The following is a 21,012-nucleotide window of genomic DNA, read 5'->3' as shown; positions in this document are numbered from 1 at the left end:
CCGTTTTCAGCCGCCTGCCTGGGCGGTGGATGAGGGGCAGCAGCGACTGGTGCTGTTCCTCAATCATGTGCTGATGCAGGAAAAGCCGGCGCAGGACCGGCTTTTGCGACAAAAAGGCCGGGTAGTCCATGTTCGATGGGGTTTGTTTGCTATTGATTTGATAGTAACGCCGGCAGGCCTGGTGGACCGTGCAGCACCCGGCGCCAAGCCAGACCTGTTGCTGTCGGTGGCCACGGAGTCGCCGCGGGTCATTCTGCAGTCGGTCATGGCCGGCAAGTCGCCGCCGGTCAAGATTGAAGGCGATGTGCAACTGGCGGCCGAGGTTGGCTGGCTGGCCGAAAACCTGCGCTGGGATGCCGAAGAGGATTTGTCCCGCCTGATCGGCGATGCGCCCGCCCATGCGCTGGCCGACGCCGGCCGACGGCTGCTGGGCGGATTGAAGCAGTTTCTGGAGAAAGCGCCGCCGCCCTCAGGCACGCCGTCGTCAGCCTCGTCATCTGCTGCGGCGTCGAATGCTGCGCCGGATGCCGCCAAGGCTTCCGAATGACCCGGATTTTCAGGGGCTCTTTCATTCTCTGGACCGTGCTGCGTTTCGGTCTGGACGAATTGGTCCTTTCCAGTTTTGAAAAGCCCTGGATACGCCTGTTGACCCGCATGGTCTCTGTCGGGCGCAACCTGAAGGCGCCGCGCGGTGAGCGCCTGCGCCAAGCGCTGGAGCGGCTGGGGCCCATCTTCGTCAAGTTCGGCCAGGTCCTGTCCACCCGCCGCGACCTGCTGCCGCCCGATATCGCCGACGAGCTCGCCCGCCTGCAGGACCGGGTGCCGCCGTTTGAGTCCAGCGTGGCGGTGGCCATCATCGAAAAAGCCTTTGGCAAACCGCTGGACCGCATCTTTGCCAGCTTTGAGCAGACGCCGGTGGCCAGCGCCTCGATTGCCCAGGTTCACTTTGCCGCGCTACACGATGGCCGCGAGGTGGCGGTCAAGGTGCTGCGGCCCAACATGCTGCCCGCGATTGAAAAAGACCTGGCGCTCATGCGCATGATGGCCGGCTGGGTCGAGGGCGCGTCGGCCGACCGCAAGCGCCTCAAGCCGCGCGAGGTGGTGGCCGAGTTTGACAAATACCTGCACGACGAGCTGGACCTGCTGCGCGAGGCCGCCAACGCCGCCCAGTTGCGCCGCAACATGCAGGACCTGAAGCTGGTGCTGATCCCCGAGATGTACTGGGACTACTGCATGCCCGACGTGATGGTGATGCAGCGCATGGAGGGGGTGCCGATCAATCAGGCCCAGCGCCTGCGCGACGCGGGGGTGGACATGAAAGCGCTGGCGCGCGATGGCGTCACGATTTTTTTTACCCAGGTGTTTCGCGATGGTTTTTTTCATGCCGACATGCACCCCGGCAATATCCAGGTCAGCCTGGTGCCCGGCAGCTTCGGCCAGCACATCCTGCTCGACTTCGGAATTGTCGGCACGCTGACCGAGGTCGACAAGGAGTACCTGGCGCAAAATTTCAGCGCTTTTTTCCAGCGCGACTACAAGCGCGTGGCCGAGTTGCACATCGAGTCCGGCTGGGTGCCCGACAGCACCCGGGTCGACGAGCTGGAAGCCGCGATCCGCGCCTGCTGCGAGCCCTATTTCGACCGCCCGCTCAAGGAAATCTCGCTGGGCATGGTGCTGATGCGGCTGTTTCAGACCTCGCGGCGTTTCCAGGTCGAAATTCAGCCGCAACTGGTGCTGCTGCAAAAAACCCTGCTCAACATCGAAGGCCTGGGGCGTGAGCTGGACCCGGAACTTGATTTGTGGAGCACTGCCAAGCCCTTCCTTGAAAAGTGGATGCTGGAGCAGGTCGGCCCGGAAAAGCTGCTGGCCCAGCTCAAGGCCGAAGCGCCGACTTACGCCAAGCTGCTGCCCGGCCTGCCGCGCCTGTTGTCGCAGTACCTGAAGGCATCGCCCGGCGGCAACCGGCGCGAGCTGCAGGAGCTGCTGGCGGAGCAAAAACGTACCAACAGGCTGCTGCAAAGCCTGATTTACGGTGGACTGGGCTTTGCGCTGGGCCTGCTGGCGATGCAGTTCATGCTGCGGGTCCGGCTGTTCTGAAGCCAGCCCGGGCCAGGCCGGCAGCCACTGCGCCGGGGTACTGGCGCCCGCGAGGCTGCGCCGCATGGGCAACGCCTATAATTAAAGGTTTTGCACCGCCAAGCCTTTTTCAGGCGAAATTTCCCAGACAGAAGCCTTAGCACCATGCCAATTTACGCCTACAAATGCGAGTCCTGCGGGTATGCCAAAGACGTTTTGCAAAAAATGTCCGATGCCCTGCTGACCGACTGCCCCCACTGCGGCGCGTCCAGCTTTAAAAAGCAGCTGACGGCCGCCGGCTTTCAGCTCAAGGGCTCCGGCTGGTATGTGACGGACTTTCGCGGCGGTGACGGCGCAGCGCAAGCCGCCAAGTCCGCCGATGACAGTCCCGCGCCCGCCGCAACTGCCGCCAGTGCAGGCAGCAAGCCCGCTGACGGGGCGGGCGCTGCCCCCGCTGCAGCCGCCTCATCGAGTCCCGTCCCTGCGCCCGCCAGTCCGGCGGCAGGCAGTGCGCCCGCTTCCAAAGCCGCGTGATGGGCTCTATCCGTCGCTGGCTTCTGGCCGGACTGCTGGTGCTCGTGCCGCTGGCCATCACACTGGCGGTGCTGAACTGGATTGTCGGCACGCTGGACCAGACCCTGCTGATTCTTCCCGAGGCCTGGCACCCTGACAAACTGCTGGGCTTTCACATTCCCGGTTTTGGCGTGTTGCTGACCCTGGGCATCGTGCTGCTGATGGGCGCCATTGCCAGCAACTTTCTGGGCAACAAGCTGCTGCGCTGGGGCAATACCCTGCTCAGCCGCATTCCCATCGTGCGCTCGATTTATTCGAGCGTGAAACAGGTGTCCGACACGCTGTTTTCCGAAAATGGCAACGCCTTTCGCAAGGCGCTGCTGGTGCAGTGGCCGCGTGAAGGCGTCTGGACCATTGGTTTCCTGACCGGCCTGCCCGGCGGCGATGTGGTCAACCATTTGCCGGGCGACTACCTGAGCGTCTACGTGCCGACCACGCCCAACCCGACCGGCGGCTACTTTGTGATGCTGAAGAAAACCGACTGCATCGAACTCAAAATGAGTGTCGACGAGGCGCTGACCTATGTCATCTCGATGGGCGTTGTGGTTCCCGCAAGGCCTGCCGCCGCGCCCGTCCCGCCGCTGACGCCGACGTTGAACCCACCCCTGTAAACCTTTTTTTTTGCAAGCGGCGCGACAGCGCCGAAAAACGAGTATTTTTTATGGCCATCGTTTCCCAAATGCGTTCCCACTATTGCGGTCTGGTGACCGAGAGCCTCATGGGCCAGACCGTCAGCCTGTGCGGCTGGGTCAATCGCCGGCGCGACCATGGCGGCGTGATTTTCATCGACCTGCGTGACCGCGAGGGGTTTGTGCAGGTGGTGTGCGACCCGGACCGCGCCGAGATGTTCAAGACCGCCGAAGACGTGCGCAACGAGTTTTGCGTGCAGGTCAAGGGCGTGGTGCGCGCCCGTCCCGACGGCACCACCAACGACCACCTCAAGAGCGGCAAGATCGAGGTGCTGTGCCATGAGCTGATCGTGCTCAACCCCAGCGTCACGCCACCGTTTCAGCTGGACGACGACAACCTGTCGGAAACCACGCGACTGACGCACCGGGTGCTCGACTTGCGCCGCCCCTACATGCAGAACAACCTGATGCTGCGCTACCGCGTGGCCATGGAAACCCGCAAGTTTCTCGATGCCAATGGTTTCATCGACATCGAAACCCCGATGCTGACCAAGAGCACGCCCGAAGGTGCGCGCGACTACCTGGTGCCCAGCCGCGTCAACGAAGGCCAGTTTTTTGCGCTGCCGCAAAGCCCGCAGCTGTTCAAGCAGCTGCTGATGGTGGCCGGCTTTGACCGCTACTACCAGATCACCAAGTGCTTTCGCGACGAAGACCTGCGCGCCGACCGCCAGCCCGAATTCACCCAGATCGATATCGAGACCTCCTTCATGGGCGAGCAGGACATCCGCGACCTGTTCCAGGGCATGATCAGCAACATTTTCAAGACCGTGCTCAATACCGCTCTGGGCGAGTTCCCGGTCATGGCCTATGCCGACGCGATGCACCGCTACGGCTCCGACAAGCCCGACTTGCGCGTCAACCTGGCGTTCACCGAGCTGACCGACGTGATGGCCGATGTCGACTTCAAGGTGTTCAGCGCGCCCGCCACCAGCAAGGGTGGCCGTGTCGTGGCGCTGCGCGTGCCCGGCGGTGCCGAAATGAGCCGCGGCGAGATCGACGGCTACACCGAGTTCGTCAAGATTTACGGCGCCAGGGGTCTGGCCTGGGTCAAGGTCAACGATGCCGGCAAAGGCCGGGAAGGGCTGCAAAGCCCCATCGTCAAGAACCTTCACGACGCCGCGATTGCCGAAATCCTCAAGCGCACCGGCGCGCAGAGTGGCGACATCATCTTTTTCGGTGCCGACAAGGCCAAGGTCGTCAACGACAGCATCGGTGCGCTGCGCCTGAAAATCGGCCACAGCGAATTTGGCAAAAAAACCGGCCTGTTCACCAAAGGCTGGAAGCCGCTGTGGGTGGTGGACTTTCCGATGTTCGAGTTTGACGAAGAAGGCCATCGCTGGAGCGCGGTGCACCACCCGTTCACCGCGCCCAAGGACGGGCACGAGGACTGGATGGACACCGACCCCGGCCGCTGCATTTCCAAGGCCTACGACATGGTGCTCAACGGCTGGGAATTGGGCGGCGGCTCGGTCCGTATCCACCGTGCCGACGTGCAGAGCAAGGTGTTCAGCGCCCTCAACATCGGGCCCGAAGAGGCGCAGCAGAAATTCGGCTTCCTGCTCGACGCCCTGCAGTACGGCGCGCCACCGCACGGCGGCCTGGCCTTTGGCCTGGACCGCATCGTGACCATGATGACCGGCGCCGAGTCGATCCGCGACGTGATCGCCTTCCCTAAAACCCAGCGCGCCCAGTGCCTGCTGACCCACGCGCCCAGCCCGGTCGATGAAAAGCAGCTGCGCGAGCTGCACATCCGGCTGCGCAACCCCCAGCCGGCCTGAACGCCGGCGTGTGATGCTGCGGCGTTGAAACTCCGCTGAACCACGCGACACGGGGCTGTTTTGAAAGCCTTCAAAATCCCCGAGTCGGTGCTGGTGGTCATTCACACGCCGCAACTCGAGGTGCTGCTGATCGAGCGTGCCGACCAGCCCGGTTTCTGGCAAAGCGTCACCGGCTCCAGGGACGCGCCGGACGAACCGCTGTGGCAGACCGCGCTGCGCGAGGTGCGGGAGGAAACCGGCATCGAGGCCACGCCGGCACAGCTGCGCGACTGGGCGTTCGCCAATATTTACGAAATTTACCCGGTCTGGCGCCATCGCTACGCGCCGGGCGTGACCCACAACACCGAGCATGTGTTTGGCCTGTGCCTGCCCAAGCCCTGCGCCGTGACGCTGAGCCCCGGGGAGCACACCGCCTGGCGCTGGTTGCCCCAGCTGTCGGCGGCGGACCTGTGCTTTTCGCCATCCAACGCCGAGGCGGTCTTGCTCTTGCCGCGGTTCGTGGGTTAAATGGGCTGGCGGCACGCGACCGCTTCAGCCTTCAAACTTCGACTTTTATCCCTGCGTTACCAGCCCCTCCATGCCCCAGCGCCACAAGTCCGAGACACTGCATCTGCTCCAGGGCGGGCGGGCGTTTTTTCCGGCGCTGATCCAGGCCCTGGATGCGGCCGCCCGCTGGGTGCAGCTCGAGACCTATATTTTTGACTTCCATGGCGCCGGGGCCGACGTGGCCGAGGCGCTGGTGCGGGCGGCGCGGCGCGGCGTCACGGTGCAGGTGCTGGTGGACGGCATTGGCACCGAAGCCCTGACCGCGGAGTGGCAACAAAAGTTCAGCGGCGCCGGCGTGCAGTGGTGCGTGTACTCGCCGCTGGCGGCGGGCCTGGGCGGTCTCGGCCTGCTGATGCCGGACCGCTGGCGCCGCCTGCACCGCAAGCTGTGCGTGGTCGATCAGCGCACGGTTTTTTGCGGCGGCATCAATGTGCTGGACGATTTCTACGACCCCAACCACGGCGAGCTGAACGCCCCGCGCTTTGATTTTGCCGTGGCCGCGACCGGGCCGCTGGCCATCGATGCGGCTGATGCCATGGCGCTGCTCTGGTGGCGGGTTCAGGCCGGCTACAGCGCGCGGCAGCGGCACCTGAGCGCGGCCTGGGAGAAGTTCAAGGCCGCCGGTTATGGCGGCCGCACCGATGCCGGGCCACCCGCCGTCCTGGCGCCGGTGGCGGCCGGCTCGGGTGCCGCGGTCGCCTCCGGCAGTTCTCGCTCGCGCGCCTCGCTGGTGCTGCGCGACAACCTGCGCAACCGCAGCAGCATAGAGCGCGCCTACCGCAAGGCGATTGGCCGGGCGCGGCAGGAAATCATGGTGGCCAACGCTTACTTCGTGCCCGGCGGCAAACTGCGCCGCGCCCTGATCCGTGCCGCCAGGCGCGGCGTGCGCGTGACCTTGCTGTTGCAGGGCCGGTATGAGTACTTCATGCAATACCATGCGGCGCGCCCGGTCTATGGCGCGCTGCTGGCGGCGGGCGTTGAAATTTATGAGTACGAGGCCAGTTTTCTGCATGCCAAGGTGGCGGTGGTCGACGGCCAGTGGGCCACCGTCGGTTCGTCCAATCTCGACCCGCTGAGTCTGCTGCTGGCCCGTGAAGCCAACGTGGTGGTGCAGGACAGGGCGTTTGCCGAGGCGCTGCGGGCGCAGCTGCAGGAGGCCGTGGTCAGCCAGGGGCGGCGCATCGACGCCGCTGCCTACGCCCTCAGGCCGCTGGGTCAGCGCCTGCGGGGCTGGCTGGCCTATGCCCTGATGCGGCTGGCCCTGCTGGTGACCGGGCAGCGTTATTGAAGCGGCTTTTGCGGGCTGCCGGATTGCTATTAAATTGGTAGCTTCTTACGCGCGTAGAATAAGGGCTGGAGCCCTAAAACACCTGTAAAACCGGCAAAAACCTGGTTTTTGGTCGGGCTGGTAATATCGGTCATGCTTATGAAGTCCACCACGTCCCCCCAAGATTCCACCGACGAGGGAACGCCTGTTTCCGTCAAAATCCGCGAGCGTCTGGCCCGCTCGCGCAAGCGCTTCCACGCCAATGACAACATTGCCGCCTTCATTGAACCCGGCGAGCTGGAAAAGCTGCTCGACGAGGTCGAGCTCAAGATGCAGGGCGTGCTCGACAGCCTGGTGATAGACACCGCGGGCGACCACAACACCAACAACACCGCGCGCCGCGTGGCCAAGATGTACCTGAACGAGGTGTTCAAGGGCCGCTATGTGCAGCCGCCCACCATCACCGAGTTTCCCAATGCCGAACACCTGAACGAGCTGATGATCGTCGGGCCGATCACGGTGCGCAGTGCCTGCTCGCACCATTTTTGCCCGGTCATCGGCAAGATCTGGATTGGTGTGATGCCCAACGAGCACACCAATGTGATCGGCCTGTCCAAGTACGCCCGGCTGGCCGAATGGGTCATGGGCCGGCCGCAGATTCAGGAAGAAGCCGTGGTGCAGCTGGCCGACCTGATCATGGAAAAAACCCAGCCCGACGGCTTGGCCATCGTGATGGAGGCCAGCCACTACTGCATGGCCTGGCGGGGTGTCAAGGACATGGACAGCAAGATGATCAACTCGGTGATGCGTGGCGTGTTCCTGAAGGACTCGACCCTGCGCCGCGAGTTTCTGGCGCTGATACCGCAGAAAGGCTAATCCCATGTTGGTACGTTTGCTTTATGCCAGCCGCTCCGTCGACACCAGCGCCGAAGCCATAGAAGCCATCCTGTCGCAGTCACGCCAGCACAACCCGGCGACCGGCATCACCGGCATTCTTTGTTATGGCGGCGGCATCTTCCTGCAGGCCATCGAAGGCGGCCGCATGGCGGTCAGCGAGCTGTATGGCCACATCCAGCGTGACGCGCGCCATAAAGACGTGGTGCTGCTGGACTACGAGGAAATCTCGGAACGCCGTTTTGGCGGCTGGACCATGGGCCAGGTCAACCTGTCCAAGCTCAACCACTCCATCCTGCTGAAATACTCCGAGCGGGCCGAACTCGATCCTTACTCGGTTTCCGGCAGGGTGTCGTTCGCGCTGCTGGAAGACCTGATGGCCACCGCCGCGATCTGCGGCAAGGCCTGAAGCCGCTGCCCGCCTGAACTGACGCGTGTCTCCCGGTGCCCTTGCCCTCGTCCTGCTGGCGGGGCTGATCCATGCCTGCTGGAATATCGCCGCCAAAAAGGCCGACGGCGATGCCCGCTTTGCCACCTTTACCGGGCTGGTGATGATGGTGTTCTGGGCGCCGGTGGGCATCTGGCTGGGCATTGACGAGTTGCCGCGCTGGGGCCGCACCGAATGGCTGTTTCTCTGCGCCAGCGGGTTGCTGCACTCGGTTTACTTCGTGACCCTGCTGCGCGGCTACCGCAAGGCCGACCTGACCGTGGTCTATCCGCTGGCGCGCGGCTCCGGGCCGCTGCTGAGCTCGCTGGTGGCGGTGCTGCTGCTGGGCGAGCGTCTCTCGGTGCTGGGGGCGCTGGGCATTGCCGGCGTGGTGGGCGGCGTGTTTCTGGTGGCCGGCGGGCCGGGCCTGTGGCGTGCGGGCGCTGACCCGCTGCAGCGCCAGCGCGTGCGCAAGGGCATGGGCTACGGCGTGCTGACCGGTGTTTTCATCGCCGGCTACACCCTGGTCGATGGCTACGCCGTCAAGTTCTTGCTGATGTCGCCGATTCTGGTCGACTACATCGGCAATTTCGTGCGCATGGTGTTTCTGGTGCCCACCATCCTGCGCAACCGGCCCGCCGCCGCCGTGCTGTGGCAGCGCCAGTGGAAATACGCCGTGCTGGTGGGCATCATCAGCCCGGTGTCTTATGTGCTGGTGCTGTATGCGATGCAGACCGCGCCACTGTCTCATGTGGCGCCCGCGCGCGAGGTGTCCATGCTGTTTGCCGCGCTGCTGGGCGGGCACCTGCTGGGCGAGGGCGACCGCACCCTGCGGCTGCTGGGCGCCGGCTTTATTGCGGCCGGCGTCATGGCGCTGGCGCTGGGCTACTAGGCATGCAGCCGACCCAGACCTTGATCGGCTGCGATTTTTCCAGCAGCCCGAGCCGGCGCAAGCCGATTGTGATCGCGACCGGTTGCGTCGCCCAGGGGCGGGTGCTGCTGGCCGGGCTGGAGCGCATCGAGTCACTCGACGGTTTTGAGCACTGGCTGCATCAGGAGCGCGCCTGGCTCGGGGCGTTTGACTTTCCGTTTGGCCTGCCGCGCGAGCTGGTGGCGCAGCTGGGCTGGCCCGATCAGTGGGCCGAGCTGATTCGCCACTACGCCGCCCTGAGCCGGCCCGAGATTCGCCGCACCTTCGCCGCCTTTTGCGCTGCCCGGCCGGTGGGGCAGAAGTTTGTCCACCGCGCCACCGACAAGCCGGCCGGTTCCAGCCCGTCGATGAAGTGGGTCAACCCGCCGGTGGCCTACATGCTGCACGCCGGTGTGCCGCGCCTGCTGGCCGCTGGCGTGCATCTGCCGGGGCTGCACCAGGGCGATGCCCGGCGCGTGGCGCTGGAAGGCTATCCGGGTTTGCTGGCGCGCGAGTTGCTGGGCCAGCGCCCGTACAAGAGCGATGACAAAGCCAAACAGACCCCCGAGCGCCTGATTGCGCGCAAGGACCTGATCACCGGGCTGGAGCTGGGCCGGAGCCGGCTGGGCCAGCGCCTCAAGCTCAGTCACGCCCAGCGCGACGCCCTGATCGACGATGCCAGCGGCGACACCCTGGACGCCGTGCTGTGCCTGCTGCAGGCCGCCTGGGCCGCCGCCCAGGGCGCGCCGCGCTATGGTCTGCCCGTTGCCATGGACCGGCTGGAAGGCTGGGTGGTCACGGCCTGACGCGGCCGTGAACCGCCTCACAATGGGAAAATAGCATGATTTATGCCGCTAGCCCTTATAAATCGCGCATGAGTTGCTATCAATTAAATAGCAAACAAAAACCGGACAACTGGCTGCTGCGCCTCACACCGCTGACGCTGCTGACGCTGCTGGCCGTGGGCGCGGCGGGCGCGGCCGCAGCCCGGCCGCCCGCCGGCGCCGTCTGGCGAGGGGTGGTCAGCTACGTGGTCGATGGCGACACCGTGCGGGTGCGGCCACCAGACGGCGGCAAGCCGGTCAGTGTTCGGGTCGAAGGCATTGACGCGCCGGAGATCTGCCAGCCCGGCGGCGCGGCTTCCCGCGATGCGCTCAAGCGTCGGGCGCTGGGCCAGACGGTGGAGGTGCAGAGCCGGGCCCATGACGACTACGGCCGCACGGTGGCCCGTCTGGTGCTCAATGGCGAAGACCTGGGAGGCTGGATGGTCACGCAGGGGCAGGCCTGGTCCTACCGCAGCGGCTGGCACCCCGGCCCCTACGCGGCGCAGCAACAGCTGGCCGAGGCCGCCGGGCGCGGCGTGTTTGTGCGCGGCCAGCCGACTGCGCCTATGGACCCGCGCGTGTTTCGCAAACAGCATGGCTCCTGTCGTTATGCGCCTGGGCGCTCCTGAACCTTGCGCAATGCCTGGTGAAGGTTGTTTTTTTGCCGCAGCGTGGCGCCTTGTCCTACGCCAAAGTCGGCCAATTCTGACCTGAGGCTGAAAAGCGGCTGGGTAAATTCAACCAGGGTGATCTTTGCCATCGCCGCTGCATCGCAGCTTTTCCCTGTACGCCCCTGGACGCTGGCATGAGCGCCGCACCTGATGCCACCCTGAACGCAGCGGCAGGGGTTACTGCCCTTTTTCCAGATCAGGAGGAATCATGACCGCTTTGTTTTCAAACCGTTCCCCGCTGCGCCGGCCTTCTGGCGCGACCTTGGCGGCTGTCAGTTCGCTGGCGCTGCTGCTGGCCTTGCCGGCCTGCAAGCCGCAGGACAGTGGCAAAACCGCGGGCCAGCAGCTTGACACCGCCATCACCAAAACCGAGCAGGCGGCGGCAGAGGCCAAGGCCAAAACCGAGAGCTCCATGGCCAATGTCGGCACCGCGATGAAAGACGCCACCCAGAGCGCCGAAACGGCCGGAAAAAATGTGGTCACCAAGGTCGAGGAAAAACTCGACGACATGGGCATCACGGCCGCAGTCTCGGCCGGGCTGGCCAAAGACCCCGATCTGAGTGCCTTCAGCATCAATGTCAACACCAGCAACGGGGCCGTCACCCTCAATGGTTCGGCGCCCACCGAGGCCGCGCGCGAAAAGGCCAGTACGATCGCCAAGGGCGTCAAGGGCGTCAGTTCGGTGGACAACAAGCTGGTTTTGAAAACCGGTTAAGCCACGGTTAACCCCGCCTTTGCCGCTGGCAGCCGCAAAAAAAGAGGGCCATGAAATCCATGGCCCTCTTTCTGGTTGCCGGGTTATGGCCACCTTGTGGCGGCATTAACCGGCATTAACCCGCAAGAAGCGGTCAGGGACGGACAACGATGTCGTTGCGCACAGCCTTGACGTTCCTGGCACTGCGGGCGATATTTTCAGCCTGCATTTTTTCGGCATTGGATTTGGCAAAGCCTGACAGCTGAACCGTGCCATTGAGCGTTTCCACGCTGATGGACATGGCTGAAACCGTCTTGTCTTCCACAAACCTGGCCTTGACGGCCGTGGTGATGGCCGCGTCGTCCACATAGGAGCCAGCGGTCTCCTGGCCACGCCCAACGGCGCAGCCGCTGCCGATGATGGTGATGCCTGCCAGGGCGGCGAATGCAATTGCGCGAGCGTATTTCATAAGGGTTCCTCTTGAGTCGGTTTAGTTGGTACGGTGCAAAGTTTTAAAAGCCTGTCGAGCAGCGGCACCACGCCAGTCGACCTGCGGAAATCAGAAATGAAAAACCTGGCCAGCGCGCCGGTCATGGGCCTTTGCGCTGGCCTGCGCCATCACCCCTGGGTGCCGACAACATCGACAGCACCAGGCTCGAAAGCTGCGAGGACTTCAGCGTCGCCAGCAGCAGCCCCCCCAGCGAAATCAGTCGCCAGGGCCGCAGCACCACGGCCGCGGCGCCGATACCGGCGGCCATGCCCAGCAATTTGAAGGGTTGTTCCCTGGCATATCTGCCCAGAACGGGCTTGGCCAGATCGAAAGCCACGCCCGCCGGATGGTGTCGCCACCAGGCCTGCGTGGCGTGCCTGACCATTCCCCAGCTTCCGTTCGGGTCCTGGCGCGACCGTTCAGCAGCGTCGAAATCGCCGTAGCGGTGATCGACCACGCGTTCGGCGCGTTCGTCCCTGTCGTCCTGGTCGTGCCGACCCATGTGCCTGACAATGGCCTTGCGGCTGATGGCGAGGCGTTCCTGCGGCGTCAGGCTGTCCATGGCGGGGGGGGCTGTCATGCCATCACCTTTCAGACGGCCATGCGCAGGGCGCGGGCATCGCTGTCGATCTGCGCCTTCAGTTCCGGAAAGCGTTCGCTCGTCAAAGGTTTTTTGGCCCTGACGACGGCAAGCACGACCAGCACCAGTGCAAAGCCCGGCACCGCCACCAGCACCCAGTGAAAATGGTTTTGCATCAGGCCCAGCATCAGGGCCACGCCCGTCAGGCCCAGAAAAACCACCAACGCCAGGACCGCCAGCGCCCAGGCCACCGTGCGTGCCACCAGTTCGGCACCGGCACGCGAGGCTTCCTCGTGAAACAGCGCGGCATAGGCCGAGACATGATCCGCCACCAGGTCGGGCCGCTGGATCAGCGTTGAAAAAAGAGGATGCAGCATGGCTACCGGGGTGGGACTTGGTTTGCTAAGAACGGGTTCAATAACGGTTTTGATCGCGATGGTGATTGCGCGACGCGGAAATCAGCACCGCCACGGCGGCGCCCACGGCCGCCGCAATCAGCACCGAGCGCAGCGGCTGCTCGGCCACATAGCGGGTGGTGGCGCCCGCGGCGCGGCTCAGGGATTGCTGGGCGCGGTCTTTCGCTTCGGAGGCCATGTCCAGGCTTTGGCGGGCCAGCTTCTGGGCCCTGGAGGCCAGCATGTCAACCACCGGGTCGACATTGCCGCGCAAGGCACGCACCTTGTTTTCGGCCAGATCCAGCGCCGCGTTGGCATAGCTGCGGCTGGAATCGACCGCCTGGCCGGCCGATTGAAGCAATTCGTCGGAGGTTTGGCGCACGCCGGTCATGGCATCGCGGGAAGCAGGGGTAGTGTTGGTGTTCATGTCAGGTCCTTGGTGAGTGGGGGTGGAAATCGAAATGGGTCGCTGAGCGCCATGAAGAGTCTTCGCTGAGGGCCGCCAGCCAGGGTCAGTTTTTTCTGATCAGGCTGACGACAAAGCTCACGATAGCCATGATGGCGAAAATGAAGAACAGGATCTTGGCGATTTCCACGGCGCCCGCCGCGATACCGCCAAAGCCAAAAACGGCGGCGATCAGCGCGATCACCAGAAAAACGACTGAATAGTGCAGCATCTAAAGCTCCTTGCTTGAGTGGGTGACGCCTCGTTTTCAAGGCCTGCAGCAAGGTTAATGGGGCAGCCGGTTTTTACTCATCGGCAGTGAGCGTGTGGCTCTGTCAGTGCCGGCGTGGTGAAGCTGTAGGAGAGGGCTGACCCCTGGTTATGGTCATTGTTTGCCCTGGCGCCGGCGAAGCCGTCGCCGGGTTCGCGTCACAGGGTTTTGGGCAGCACGGCGGAAATCTGCGTGCCGCTGGCACCGGCTTCGGTGCTGCTGGCAACGGTCAGGCGCCCGCCCGCCGCTTCCACCCGGTGGCGCATGCCGGCCAGTCCGTGGCTGCCCGGCCCCACGCTGGCCATGTTGAAGCCCTTGCCGTTGTCTTTCACTTCCACGGCGACGTAGCGGTCAAAGTTGTGCAGGCTGACCACGACTTCGGTGGCCTGGGCGTACTTGGCCAGGTTGGTCAGCGATTCCTGCACCAGCCGGTAAACCGTCAGCTGCGCCGAGCCGCCAAGTTCGACCGTCTCCAGGTCGGTGGTGATGGCCAGCCCGGAGCGTTCCTCGAATTCACGCGTCAGAATTTCCAGCGAGGCCACCAGGCCCAGGTGGGACAGCGAGGACGGGCGCAAGTCTTCCACGATCCGCCGCTTCAGGGCAATGCCGCTGTTCAGGGTGCTGGTCAGGTGCTCCAGGCGCTCGGCGGCTTCAGGCAAATGACCGGCCAGGCGCGATTTGAGCCTGGCCACATCGAGCTTGGCGGCGGTCAGCAGCGCGCCCAGCTCATCGTGCAGCTCACGCGCCAGGTGGCCACGCTCGTCCTCCCGCACGTTCTGCAGGTGGGTCGCCAGCTCGGCCAGGTTGGCCGTGCGCTCACGCACCAGTTGGCCCAGCTGGTCGCGCTCGCGCTGCAGCAACCCTTGTTCGCGCTCGCCCGACGCCAGCAACTGTTTGGTTTGCAACAGGTACATGTAAAAAGCCAGCAGGCCGGCCAGCGCCATGATGGCCACGCCAATCCGCGACAGCTGCAGGCTCTTGACGATCTGCATCCGGCCCTGTTCCATTTTGCTGGTGCTGCTCGATATCAGCCTGGCCGATTGCGTGCGAATCGCATCCATCTGCTCCTTGCCCACGTCGGTCGTCAGGACAAATTTCCAGGCTTCCTCCTTGCCTTCCTTGCGCATGCGCACGCTCAAATCCATCTCGGACAGTTTGCGCGCGACATGGCGCGACAGCACGCCGAATTCGGTCAGCTGGTCGTTGTAGGGGGTAAACAGCACCCGCAGCGTGTCCAGGGTCTGATTGATATCATTGGTGGCAGCGTCATAGGGTTCCAGGTAGCGCGCGTCGCCGGTCAGCAAAAACCCCCGCTGCCCGGTTTCGGCATCGAGCACCTGCTGCAGCAACTTGTTGAGCGCCGAGCGCGTCTTCTGCGCCTCCTCGATGTTTGCCGTGGCGGCGTTGGACTGGTAAAAACTGACCTCATTGATGAAAATCAGGAGGGCGGCGGCCAGCACCGCCAGCGGCAGGCTGATCGCCATTTTCGGGATCGTAAATTTTTTCACGACGGTCTCCGTTCAGTACTTCGTTGAGTTATTCGTCAATAATGGGCATTGAATATCAATGCAGATGTCCAGGGTGGCCATCTTTTTTTCATTGCGTTGCCTGCTCAAGCAGGCCTTAGTAAAGGACAGCGACATGATAAAAATTGGAATTGTGGACGACCATGCCATTGTGCGTTCGGGACTGAAACAGTTTTTCTCCGACCAGGTCGATTTGCGCGTCGTCGGCGAGGCCGGCAATGGCCGCGAGGCGATTGACCTGGTGCGCAACGTCGAGCTGGACGTTCTGGTGATGGACCTGTCCATGCCGGGCCAGAGTGGCATCGACGCGCTGGCCATGATTCGCGCCAAGGCGCCCGACGTGGGCATTCTCATCCTGAGCGGTTATCCGGAAGAGCACTATGCGGTCAACCTGATTCGCCAGGGCGCCAGCGGCTACCTCAACAAGGAGTGCGAGCCATCGGAAATTGTGGACGCGATTCGCGTGATTTCCCTGGGCAAGCGCTACATCACGCCCGCCGTGGCCGAACTGCTGGCGCAGCAACTGAACCGGCCCAACGACGTGGCCTCGCACGAGCAGTTGTCGGAGCGGGAGTTTCAGGTTTTCCTGAAGCTGGCCAAGGGGGAAACGGCGGGTGACATTGCCAAGGCGCTTTCGCTGAGCGTGAAAACCGTCAGCACCTACCGCACCCGCGTGATGGAGAAGATGAGCCTTGCCTCCAACAGAGACCTCTCGTACTACGCGCTGAAAAACAAGCTGATCGACTGAGCTCAAGCTGTAGCGCCGCTTTGCTGGATGCAATACTCCACCAGGGCGTCAATCTCATTGGATTTGTCGAACACCGCGTCGACACCCAGCTGGGCACAGCGCTGGCGAATGTCGGCGGTGGCATAGTTGCTCAGCACCACCACTTTTTGCCGCGACGCGCGGTTGCGGCAGGCGGCCAGCACGCCCAGCCCGCTGCCCTGCTTCAAAAACAGATCGACAATCGCCAGGTCCCATTCGTTGACGCCATCCGTCAGCCACGCCTTGCCATCGTTTTCGGTTTCTGCGGTGCCGACGGCCTTGATCGAAGCCAGTTCTTCCAGCGTGCCAATCAGATTTTCCCGAATGGTGGGGTTGTCTTCGACGATATAGGTTTTCAGTCTCACGGAACAGGTCCAAGTGGAGGCGGCATGGCTTGCGGAAGATGACGAAAGCCCGAAAAGTGAAGCGCGAATAAGCGCAAGTCGAAACGGTCCGCCATGTTTCCTAATGTATCTCTGGCCTGGTGTGCATTCTGCCAGCGACAAAGGGTAGTCCACGTAGGAGGTCTCCTACACCCGAAACTGTAGGCACTTGCCCACAGTCTTTCATCGCTCCAGCCGACTGCGCAGACCCGTGGTTCATTGGATAGTTATTGAACTGCAGGCCATTGCCTCCGCCACCGGCCATTGCAGGGCAAACCAGGTTCTCAGAGCCGGACGGAAGTGACTCCAAACGAATGAACCCTCCGCTGTTTCAATCCACCGTGTTTCGTCGGGTGCTGGCCGGTCTTGCCGCCTTGCTGCTGGTGCTGACGCTGGGGGTGCTGTTTTTCCCATGGGACCAGTTGCGCGGTCCAATCAACCGCCATGTCTCTGCTCAACTGGGGCGCCGGTTTGAGATCACGCGGCATCTGGATGTCGTCCTGGGGCGAACCATTACCGTCAAGGCCGATGGCGTGGAGTTTGCCAACCCGGAGTGGGCCCGCGACCCTTACCTGGTCAAGGCGAAGGCGGCCGAATTTGATATCAGGCTGCTGCCCCTGCTGGCTGGCAAGGTCGAGTTGCCCCGCGTCGCACTGACCGAACCGGAGATCGGACTGCAGATGGAGCCGGATGGCCGCCGCACCTGGGCGCTGTCGCGCGACACCTCCGATGCGGGCGCGGTGCCTGACATCGGCGCCTTGCTGGTGGACCGGGGCACGGTGAAATACCTGGCGGCGGCGCAGGGCGCCAACATCGTCGCGCAATTTTCATTGGCCCAGGAGTCCACCGAGCCGCTTCCCCTGAGCTACAAGGCCACCGGCAAATGGAAGAACGAAGCCTTCAGCGCCAGCGGGCGAAGCGGCGGCGTGCTGCAACTGAGCAAAGACACCAAGGAGACGTTTCCGCTGGAAGTCAATGCGACGGCCGGCAGAACCAGCCTCAAGGCCAGGGGCAGCATCGACAACCTGGCGGAATTTGCCGGGCTGGATGCAACCTTCGATCTGCAGGGCAGAAACCTCGAAGAGTTGTACAAACTGCTGGGCGTGGTGCTGCCATCCACGCCGCCCTACAAGCTGCGCGGCAAGCTGAGCCGGCACGGCAAGGTCTGGGCGGCCAGCCAGATACAGGGTGTGCTGGGCAGCTCCGACCTCAGTGGTGCGCTCAGTTTTGACCAGTCCGGTTCAGTGCCGCTGCTGACGGGCAAGGTGCAGTCCCGGCAACTCGATTTTGCGGATCTCGGGCCGGTAATCGGGCTTGCGCCAGCGTCGGCCAAGACCGCTGCGGCAAGCCGAACCGCCGCTGTGCCCGCTTCGGCGCCCGCGGCTCAGCCGCTCAGGGGAGCGTCCGCATCGCGCAAGGTGTTGCCGACGACACCGCTGGACGTACCGCGTCTGCAAGCCATGAACGCCGACGTGACCTACACCGCCGCCGATATCCGGCATGTGCGGGCGCTGCCGCTGGACAAGGGCAGCGTTCACGTCAAGCTGACTGGCGGTGTCTTGCAGCTGGAGCCTGTTTCACTGGGCGTGGCGGGGGGCACCATGGCCGGCAGCATCCGCATCGATTCCAATGTGGTGCCCGCGGCCTTCGCGACCAGGCTTGACGTGCGCGCCGTGCAGTTGAACCAGCTGTTTCCGTCGGTGGAAACCACCAGGAGCAGTTTCGGAAAAATCAGCGGCCAGTTTGACCTGAAAGGGCGCGGCAACTCCGCCGCGCAGATGCTCGGGTCGGCCTCGGGTGATGTGGCCGTGCTGATGGGAAAAGGGCAGATCAGCAACATCTTGCTGGAGTACCTGGGGCTGGATGGCGGCGAGATTATCAAGTTTCTGGTGCGGGGCGACCGCAATGTGGAGCTGCGCTGCGCCGCGGCGGCCTTTGACGTCAAAAACGGCCTGATGACCAGTCGCGCCATCGTGCTGGACACCAGCGACACCGTGATCACCGGCCGGGGCCAGGTCAACCTGGCCAGCGAGACGCTGGACCTCGTGCTCAATCCGGCCCCCAAGGACCAGAGCATTCTGAGCCTGCGCTCACCGCTGAAGATTGGCGGCAGCTTTGCTGCGCCCAGCGCCGGGCCGGACAAAACCGCGCTGGTGGGGCGGGCCGGCATTGCGCTGGCGCTGGGGCTGATCAATCCCTTGCTGGCGCTGGCGGCGACAGTGGAGACCGGGCCCGGTGAGGATGCCGATTGCAGCGCCATCTTGACCCGGGCGGCCAAGCCCGCCGTGAGTTCAAAGGCAAACCCGCTGCCTGCTGCTGCCCGTTAACGCCAACGCCAACGCCAAGGTCAATGCGTGCCGCAGACGCCGCACAAGGGGTTGCGCACCAGTTTCATTTCATTCCACGCCATGCTGCGGCCGTCCAGCATCAGCAAGCGCCCGGTCAGGGGCTCGCCCACGCCGCACAACAGCTTCAGGGCTTCCGCCGCCTGCACCGTGCCCACAATGCCCACCAGCGGCGCAAACACGCCCATGGTGGCGCAGCGGGCTTCTTCCGGCAGGGCGGATTCCGGGAAAACGCAGGCGTAGCACGGTGATCTTGCGTTGCGCGAGTCATAGACCGCAATCTGGCCGTCCAGCCGGATCGCCGCGCCCGACACCAGCGGCCGCTGGTACCGCACGCAGGCGCGGTTGATGGCGTGGCGGGTGGCAAAGTTGTCGGTGCAGTCCAGCACCAAGTCGGCCTGCTGCACCAGCTGGTCCAGCAAGGCATCATCGGCGCGCTGTGTGACCGGAACGACCTTCACATCGGGGTTGATGGCGGCGACCGCCTGCAGCACCGACTCGGCCTTGAGCGTGCCAACGCGCGCCAGGTTGTGGGCGATTTGCCGTTGCAGATTGGTGGCATCGACCCGGTCATGATCGACGATGGTGATGCGGCCCACGCCGGCGCTGCCCAGGTACAGCGCGACCGGTGAGCCCAGCCCGCCAGCGCCGATGATGAGGACGTGCGCCGCCAGCAGTTTTTCCTGGCCTTCGATGCCGATCTCGTCGAGCAGGATGTGGCGGGAATAGCGCAGCAGCTGCTCGTCGTTCATGGATGAAAACCGCTCAGGTCAGGCTCAGGGGCGCGGGCGGGCTGCGAGTGGGTCAACCCTGGCCGCGCCGCGACCGGGTTGACTGGCAGCCAGCGCTGCGCTCAGTTGTCTTTTTTCTCGTTTTTGGGCTCGACCACGGCGGTCTTGCTGACCAGCACCGGGCGACCCTTGAGCTTGTTGATGGCCTGCGCCAGCTGGAAGTCCTTGTCGCTGCCGAGCTCGGGCGGGCGGCGCTGCTCGGGGGTTTTCTTGGCTTCTTCTTCCAGCCGCTTCATGGCTTCCTCGCGGGCTTTTTCGCGGTTGGCGTCCTTGACTTCGGCGCCCTGGCCGCTGTTGAGGTGCTTTTCCAGATCGGCTTCGCGGGTCCGCAGGGCGGCAAACGGGCTGCCTTCGGCGGTGTCGTCCACCATCACGTCGGGCACGATGCCGCGCGCCTGAATCGACTTGCCGCTGGGCGTGTAGTAGCGCGCGGTGGTGAGCTTGATGCCGGTGTCCGGGCCGAGCGGCCGCACGGTCTGCACCGAGCCCTTGCCGAAGGTCTGGGTGCCCATGATGATGGCGCGCTTGTGGTCCTGCAGCGCGCCGGCCACGATCTCGCTGGCCGATGCCGAGCCCTCGTTGACCAGCACCACCAGCGGCACGCGCTTGAGGGCGGCTGGCAGGCGTTTGAGCGGGTCGTTGCCACTGCGGCGCTGGTAAAACTCCGGCGCCGCCTTGTAGGTGAATTTGCTTTCGTCGAGCTGGCCGTTGGTGGACACCACCGTCACGTTTTCAGGCAAAAACGCGGCCGAGATGGCCACCGCCGCATCGAGCAGGCCACCGGGGTCATTGCGCAGGTCCAGCACCAGGCCCTTGAGGTTGGGGTCCTGCTTGTAAATTTGCTCCAGCTTGGTCACAAAATCGTCAACCGTGCGCTCCTGGAACTGGCTCAGCCGGATCCAGGCGTAACCGGGTTCGACCACCTTGCTGCGAACCGACTGGGTACGGATTTCCTCGCGCGTGATGGTGACCGGAAAGGTTCGGCTCTCGTCCTTGCGGAAAATCGTCAGCAGCACGTTCGATTTGGGCTCGCCGCGCATTTTCTTGACCGCCTCGTTCAGGCTCAGGCCCTTGACGGCGGTGTCGTCGATGCGGGTGATCAGGTCGTTGGGTTTGAGGCCAGCGCGGTCGGCGGGCGAGCCCTCGATGGGCGACACCACCTTGACCAGCCCGTCCTCCTGGGTGATCTCGATGCCGACGCCGACAAAGCGGCCGCTGGTGCCTTCGCGAAATTCCTTGTAGGACTTTTTGTCGAAGTAGACCGAATGCGGGTCCAGGCTGGCCACCATGCCCGAGATGGCATCGGTGATCAGCTTTTTCTCGTCCACCGGCTCGACATAATCGGTTTTGACCATGCCAAACACCGCCGCCAGCTGCTGCAGCTCTTCCAGCGGCAAGGGGGAAATGCCACCGCGTGCCACCGCCTGCAGTTGCACGGTGGTGAGGGCGCCTGCCACCGCGCCAATTGAAATCCAGCCTGCTATCTTGAGCTTTTGACCCATAAAAACTACCTTAAAAAGCCTGTAGGAACCCGTGCTCCTGTGTATCAGGAGCAATATACACCTTGGAGAAAGCCCCTAGGGAACAGTTCCGCCGCCCGCGCGCAGCCGTGGCGGGAATCGACGACTTTTACACGACTTTTACATAACCCCCGGGCCGCCTCGGCCCGTC

The 21,012-nt window shown here is 63.8% G+C and carries 24 protein-coding genes; 15 read left to right on the top strand and 9 right to left on the bottom strand.

The features are described 5' to 3' along the window. The 13 genes from RMO23_RS06425 to RMO23_RS06365 form a co-directional block, all read left to right on the top strand. Positions 1-547 (top strand): hypothetical protein (locus RMO23_RS06425; RefSeq protein ID WP_309679631.1); only part of this gene is annotated, 547 nt, incomplete at its 5' end. Next, entirely contained in the window at positions 544-2,097 is a 1,554-nt protein-coding gene (gene ubiB, locus RMO23_RS06420; protein WP_309679629.1) for a ubiquinone biosynthesis regulatory protein kinase UbiB, read from the top strand. The genes RMO23_RS06425 and ubiB, both read left to right, overlap by 4 nt. Positions 2,098-2,241: 144 nt before the next feature. Beyond that, positions 2,242-2,610, top strand: coding sequence for an FmdB family zinc ribbon protein (locus RMO23_RS06415; protein WP_309679627.1), 369 nt, complete (start codon positions 2,242-2,244; stop codon positions 2,608-2,610). Next, a complete protein-coding gene (locus tag RMO23_RS06410; protein ID WP_309679625.1) occupies positions 2,610-3,260 on the top strand; it encodes a DUF502 domain-containing protein in 651 nt (216 codons plus the stop codon). The genes RMO23_RS06415 and RMO23_RS06410 overlap by 1 nt, the downstream gene beginning before the upstream one ends. A 50-nt stretch (positions 3,261-3,310) precedes the next feature. Further along, positions 3,311-5,116 (top strand): aspartate--tRNA ligase, encoded by a 1,806-nt coding sequence (aspS, locus tag RMO23_RS06405; RefSeq protein WP_309679624.1) that lies wholly within the window; start codon positions 3,311-3,313, stop codon positions 5,114-5,116. A gap of 60 nt (positions 5,117-5,176) precedes the next feature. After that, positions 5,177-5,623, top strand: coding sequence for a dihydroneopterin triphosphate diphosphatase (gene nudB, locus RMO23_RS06400; protein WP_309679622.1), 447 nt, complete (start codon positions 5,177-5,179; stop codon positions 5,621-5,623). 70 nt (positions 5,624-5,693) lie between these two features. Next, entirely contained in the window at positions 5,694-6,950 is a 1,257-nt protein-coding gene (gene clsB / locus RMO23_RS06395) for a cardiolipin synthase ClsB (protein ID WP_309679620.1), read from the top strand. 132 nt (positions 6,951-7,082) lie between these two features. Continuing rightward, a complete protein-coding gene (gene folE, locus RMO23_RS06390) occupies positions 7,083-7,805 on the top strand; it encodes a GTP cyclohydrolase I (protein WP_309679618.1) in 723 nt (240 codons plus the stop codon). A 4-nt stretch (positions 7,806-7,809) separates the two neighbouring features. Beyond that, positions 7,810-8,232 carry a BLUF domain-containing protein gene (locus RMO23_RS06385; protein WP_309679616.1) on the top strand — a complete coding sequence of 141 codons (423 nt, stop codon included), beginning with the start codon at positions 7,810-7,812 and terminating at the stop codon, positions 8,230-8,232. 25 nt (positions 8,233-8,257) lie between these two features. Next, entirely contained in the window at positions 8,258-9,142 is an 885-nt protein-coding gene (locus RMO23_RS06380) for an EamA family transporter (RefSeq protein ID WP_309679614.1), read from the top strand. 2 nt (positions 9,143-9,144) lie between these two features. Continuing rightward, on the top strand, positions 9,145-9,966 hold the full coding sequence (locus tag RMO23_RS06375; protein WP_309679612.1) for a DUF429 domain-containing protein: 822 nt from the start codon (positions 9,145-9,147) through the stop codon (positions 9,964-9,966). A 68-nt stretch (positions 9,967-10,034) separates the two neighbouring features. After that, positions 10,035-10,613, top strand: a complete 579-nt coding sequence (locus RMO23_RS06370) for a thermonuclease family protein (RefSeq protein ID WP_309679610.1) — start codon at positions 10,035-10,037, stop codon at positions 10,611-10,613. Between the two features lie 250 nt (positions 10,614-10,863). Continuing rightward, entirely contained in the window at positions 10,864-11,370 is a 507-nt protein-coding gene (locus RMO23_RS06365; RefSeq protein ID WP_309679608.1) for a BON domain-containing protein, read from the top strand. 133 nt (positions 11,371-11,503) lie between these two features. Here RMO23_RS06365 and RMO23_RS06360 read toward each other — a convergent pair whose 3' ends face one another. The 6 genes from RMO23_RS06360 to RMO23_RS06335 form a co-directional block, all read right to left on the bottom strand. Beyond that, complete coding sequence (locus tag RMO23_RS06360) at positions 11,504-11,818, bottom strand: BON domain-containing protein (RefSeq protein ID WP_309679606.1); 315 nt, start codon at positions 11,816-11,818, stop codon at positions 11,504-11,506. 121 nt (positions 11,819-11,939) lie between these two features. Continuing rightward, positions 11,940-12,419 carry a hypothetical protein gene (locus RMO23_RS06355; RefSeq protein ID WP_309679604.1) on the bottom strand — a complete coding sequence of 160 codons (480 nt, stop codon included), beginning with the start codon at positions 12,417-12,419 and terminating at the stop codon, positions 11,940-11,942. A gap of 11 nt (positions 12,420-12,430) precedes the next feature. Further along, positions 12,431-12,796, bottom strand: coding sequence for a hypothetical protein (locus RMO23_RS06350; RefSeq protein WP_309679602.1), 366 nt, complete (start codon positions 12,794-12,796; stop codon positions 12,431-12,433). A 37-nt stretch (positions 12,797-12,833) separates the two neighbouring features. Next, positions 12,834-13,241: a glycine zipper domain-containing protein gene (locus tag RMO23_RS06345; protein ID WP_309679600.1), complete on the bottom strand. Its 408-nt coding sequence runs from the start codon at positions 13,239-13,241 to the stop codon at positions 12,834-12,836. Positions 13,242-13,326: 85 nt separating this feature from the next. Further along, positions 13,327-13,491 carry a DUF1328 domain-containing protein gene (locus RMO23_RS06340; RefSeq protein ID WP_309679598.1) on the bottom strand — a complete coding sequence of 55 codons (165 nt, stop codon included), beginning with the start codon at positions 13,489-13,491 and terminating at the stop codon, positions 13,327-13,329. A 197-nt stretch (positions 13,492-13,688) separates the two neighbouring features. Next, positions 13,689-15,038 carry a CHASE3 domain-containing protein gene (locus tag RMO23_RS06335; RefSeq protein WP_405041572.1) on the bottom strand — a complete coding sequence of 450 codons (1,350 nt, stop codon included), beginning with the start codon at positions 15,036-15,038 and terminating at the stop codon, positions 13,689-13,691. Positions 15,039-15,171: 133 nt separating this feature from the next. Between RMO23_RS06335 and RMO23_RS06330 the strand changes: the two genes are divergently transcribed. Next, a complete protein-coding gene (locus RMO23_RS06330; protein ID WP_309679596.1) occupies positions 15,172-15,804 on the top strand; it encodes a response regulator transcription factor in 633 nt (210 codons plus the stop codon). A gap of 2 nt (positions 15,805-15,806) precedes the next feature. On the opposite strand, the gene RMO23_RS06325 is transcribed toward RMO23_RS06330, so the two are convergent. Continuing rightward, a complete protein-coding gene (locus RMO23_RS06325; RefSeq protein ID WP_309679594.1) occupies positions 15,807-16,187 on the bottom strand; it encodes a response regulator in 381 nt (126 codons plus the stop codon). A 332-nt stretch (positions 16,188-16,519) separates the two neighbouring features. Here RMO23_RS06325 and RMO23_RS06320 point away from each other — a divergent pair, with 332 nt between their 5' ends. Then, positions 16,520-18,532 carry an AsmA family protein gene (locus RMO23_RS06320; RefSeq protein ID WP_309679592.1) on the top strand — a complete coding sequence of 671 codons (2,013 nt, stop codon included), beginning with the start codon at positions 16,520-16,522 and terminating at the stop codon, positions 18,530-18,532. A 20-nt stretch (positions 18,533-18,552) separates the two neighbouring features. On the opposite strand, the gene RMO23_RS06315 is transcribed toward RMO23_RS06320, so the two are convergent. After that, the gene (locus tag RMO23_RS06315; protein ID WP_309679590.1) at positions 18,553-19,302 is read right to left on the bottom strand and encodes a HesA/MoeB/ThiF family protein; all 750 of its coding nucleotides are present in this window, start codon (positions 19,300-19,302) and stop codon (positions 18,553-18,555) included. Positions 19,303-19,403: 101 nt separating this feature from the next. Next, complete coding sequence (locus RMO23_RS06310; protein ID WP_309679588.1) at positions 19,404-20,843, bottom strand: S41 family peptidase; 1,440 nt, start codon at positions 20,841-20,843, stop codon at positions 19,404-19,406. Positions 20,844-21,012 lie beyond the last annotated feature (169 nt).

Origin of the sequence: Polaromonas sp. (genome assembly GCF_031411155.1) — a bacterium.
Lineage (GTDB): Bacteria > Pseudomonadota > Gammaproteobacteria > Burkholderiales > Burkholderiaceae_C > Polaromonas.
The sequence above is the reverse complement of the archived record's forward strand: the minus strand, read 5'-3'. Positions and strand labels throughout refer to the sequence as shown.

What these genes read in the sequence shown, in the direction of transcription:
- ubiB (WP_309679629.1), top strand. Translation starts at nt 544, where the DNA reads ATGACCCGGATTTTCAGGGGCTCTTTCATTCTCTGGACCGTGCTGCGT.
- RMO23_RS06415 (WP_309679627.1), top strand. Translation starts at nt 2,242, where the DNA reads ATGCCAATTTACGCCTACAAATGCGAGTCCTGCGGGTATGCCAAAGAC.
- RMO23_RS06410 (WP_309679625.1), top strand. Translation starts at nt 2,610, where the DNA reads ATGGGCTCTATCCGTCGCTGGCTTCTGGCCGGACTGCTGGTGCTCGTG.
- aspS (WP_309679624.1), top strand. Translation starts at nt 3,311, where the DNA reads ATGGCCATCGTTTCCCAAATGCGTTCCCACTATTGCGGTCTGGTGACC.
- clsB (WP_309679620.1), top strand. Translation starts at nt 5,694, where the DNA reads ATGCCCCAGCGCCACAAGTCCGAGACACTGCATCTGCTCCAGGGCGGG.
- folE (WP_309679618.1), top strand. Translation starts at nt 7,083, where the DNA reads ATGCTTATGAAGTCCACCACGTCCCCCCAAGATTCCACCGACGAGGGA.
- RMO23_RS06385 (WP_309679616.1), top strand. Translation starts at nt 7,810, where the DNA reads ATGTTGGTACGTTTGCTTTATGCCAGCCGCTCCGTCGACACCAGCGCC.
- RMO23_RS06375 (WP_309679612.1), top strand. Translation starts at nt 9,145, where the DNA reads ATGCAGCCGACCCAGACCTTGATCGGCTGCGATTTTTCCAGCAGCCCG.
- RMO23_RS06370 (WP_309679610.1), top strand. Translation starts at nt 10,035, where the DNA reads ATGAGTTGCTATCAATTAAATAGCAAACAAAAACCGGACAACTGGCTG.
- RMO23_RS06365 (WP_309679608.1), top strand. Translation starts at nt 10,864, where the DNA reads ATGACCGCTTTGTTTTCAAACCGTTCCCCGCTGCGCCGGCCTTCTGGC.
- RMO23_RS06360 (WP_309679606.1), bottom strand. Translation starts at nt 11,818, where the DNA reads ATGAAATACGCTCGCGCAATTGCATTCGCCGCCCTGGCAGGCATCACC.
- RMO23_RS06355 (WP_309679604.1), bottom strand. Translation starts at nt 12,419, where the DNA reads ATGACAGCCCCCCCCGCCATGGACAGCCTGACGCCGCAGGAACGCCTC.
- RMO23_RS06350 (WP_309679602.1), bottom strand. Translation starts at nt 12,796, where the DNA reads ATGCTGCATCCTCTTTTTTCAACGCTGATCCAGCGGCCCGACCTGGTG.
- RMO23_RS06345 (WP_309679600.1), bottom strand. Translation starts at nt 13,241, where the DNA reads ATGAACACCAACACTACCCCTGCTTCCCGCGATGCCATGACCGGCGTG.
- RMO23_RS06340 (WP_309679598.1), bottom strand. Translation starts at nt 13,491, where the DNA reads ATGCTGCACTATTCAGTCGTTTTTCTGGTGATCGCGCTGATCGCCGCC.
- RMO23_RS06330 (WP_309679596.1), top strand. Translation starts at nt 15,172, where the DNA reads ATGATAAAAATTGGAATTGTGGACGACCATGCCATTGTGCGTTCGGGA.
- RMO23_RS06320 (WP_309679592.1), top strand. Translation starts at nt 16,520, where the DNA reads ATGAACCCTCCGCTGTTTCAATCCACCGTGTTTCGTCGGGTGCTGGCC.
- RMO23_RS06315 (WP_309679590.1), bottom strand. Translation starts at nt 19,302, where the DNA reads ATGAACGACGAGCAGCTGCTGCGCTATTCCCGCCACATCCTGCTCGAC.
- RMO23_RS06310 (WP_309679588.1), bottom strand. Translation starts at nt 20,843, where the DNA reads ATGGGTCAAAAGCTCAAGATAGCAGGCTGGATTTCAATTGGCGCGGTG.